2 protein-coding genes are annotated in these 1,793 nt (G+C 72.5%); both read right to left on the reverse strand.

The genetic code is table 11. The annotated features are described in order from the left end of the window. Window positions 1-352: 352 nt before the first annotated feature. Window positions 353-1,129: a 4Fe-4S dicluster domain-containing protein gene (locus AB1578_23680; protein MEW6490899.1), complete on the reverse strand. Its 777-nt coding sequence runs from the start codon at window positions 1,127-1,129 to the stop codon at window positions 353-355. A 140-nt stretch (window positions 1,130-1,269) separates the two neighbouring features. Then, a partial coding sequence (locus AB1578_23685) for a hydrogenase (protein ID MEW6490900.1) occupies window positions 1,270-1,793 on the reverse strand: 524 nt, incomplete at its 5' end.

The raw sequence follows: 1,793 nt of genomic DNA on the forward strand, positions 1-1,793 counted from the left end.
CCGCTAGCCCCACGGCCGCCCCCCCCAGGGCGAGCCCCAACGAAGCCCCCTCCCCTGCCCGGGAGCCCCGGGGAAGGAACAGGCCCGGCACCCCGCTCAGGGCGAGCAGGGCTGCGGCGGCGAGGACGAGAGCTTCGGCCATGGGCTAGTGTCTCCCCATCAGGGGTAGGTCGGGTTCGTCGCGCCTTTCTTTGCGCCCTTTGCGCCTTTGCGCGAGACCGCCTTTCGCTTCTCGGTTCGGACCTACCGGCTACGGGATCGCGGTCCGCTTGGGAGCCGATTTCGATTTCGATGGGGAACGTTGCGCCCGTCGCGCCGCTGCGCGAGACCGCTCTTCCCTTCTCCTTCGAGCCTACAACCGCCCCATCAGGCGCAGGATGCCGTCCACCACGGTCCAGGGGTGGGGAGGGCAGCCGGGGATCCACAGGTCCACGGGCAGGAGATCCCCGACCCCGTCGTGGGCCTCGGGGCTCCCCCGGAAGGGCCCGCCGCCGATGGCGCAGGCCCCGCTCGCGATGACGAGCTTGGGGGCAGGGAGCGCCGCATAGGTCTTCTCCAGGGCGAGCCGCATGTTCTTCGAGACCGGGCCGGTGACCACGAGGGCGTCGGCATGGCGGGGGCTCGCCACGAACTGGACGCCGAAGCGGGAGAGGTCGAAGACCAGCGTCCCCGTGACGATGAGCTCCGCCTCACACCCGTTGCACCCCCCGGCGCTCACCTGCCGCAGCTTGAAGGAGCGCCCGAAGAGCTTTCGCAGGTTCGGCGGCATGGGGCGCACCGGGGGCGGGCCCGCGCCGGGACCGACCTCCAGGGCCTTGCGCTCGCTGGCCGCGAGCCGGTGCTCCCGGGTGAAGCCCACGGCCCCGTGGGGGCAGGCGCGGGAGCACTCGGGGCAGAAGAGGCAGGTGCCCAGGTCGATCCGGGGCCCCCCTTCGTCCCCCCGGCCCGCTCCCCCTCGAACGGCTCCCGTGGGGCACGCCGCCTCGCACTCCCGGCACCCCTCGGGGCAAGCGTTCCCGGAAAGCCGCGGCAGCCCCCGAAACCCCTCCCCCACCGGCGTCTCCCCCGGCTTCGGCAAGGGCGCCGTGCGGTTTCCGAACTTCAGGCGGGTGCGGAGGATGTTGAACATTGGAAATCCTGCTTGTGGCGCGTTGCCTGTTGCGGGTTGGAGTTACGAACCCTTCCGTCCATCCACGGCCGTTCGCATCCCGAGCAAGAACTACCGCCCCCGCCCCTCCAACGTGCAACCCCCAACCCGCCACGTGCCAATCACAGATCATGCCCCGCGTAAGCCAGGTTGAAGCTCTTGTTGCAAAGGGGGAAGTCGGAGATGCCTTGGCCGCGAAGCGCCAGTGCCAGGCCGAACCAGTTGTGCACCGAGGGGTCCACGATCTCGGCGGCCGCGACCCGACCGTCTTTCCCGGTAACCCGGGCGTGGACGAGCTCGCCGCGCCAGGCCTCCACCAGGGCCAGGGCGATCCGGTCCGGCCGGGGCCGCGGGCAGGAGGCCAGGGCCGCCCCCCGGGGGGGGTGGGCCAGCAGGTCGCGGCAGAACTCGGCCGAGCGGTCGAGCTCGATGCTGCGCACCAGGGAGCGGGCGTGCACGTCGCCGTGGAAGCCGGTGGCGACGGAGATCTGCTGGAACCGGTAGGCGCCCCAGGGGTGGTCGCGGCGCACGTCGCGCTCCAGGGCACTGGCCCGGGCGGCGGGTCCCACGAGCCCCAGGGCCGCGGCGTCCTCGGGGCCCACCCGGCCGGTGCCGTCGAAGCGGGCGAGCACCGAGGGGGAGTCGA

The sequence above is a fragment of the Thermodesulfobacteriota bacterium genome, from assembly GCA_040756475.1.
Taxonomy (GTDB): domain Bacteria; phylum Desulfobacterota; class Deferrisomatia; order Deferrisomatales; family JACRMM01; genus JBFLZB01.

Excerpts from the sequence above, each read along its gene's own strand:
- AB1578_23680 (MEW6490899.1), bottom strand. The coding sequence starts at position 1,129 with ATGTTCAACATCCTCCGCACCCGCCTGAAGTTCGGAAACCGCACGGCG.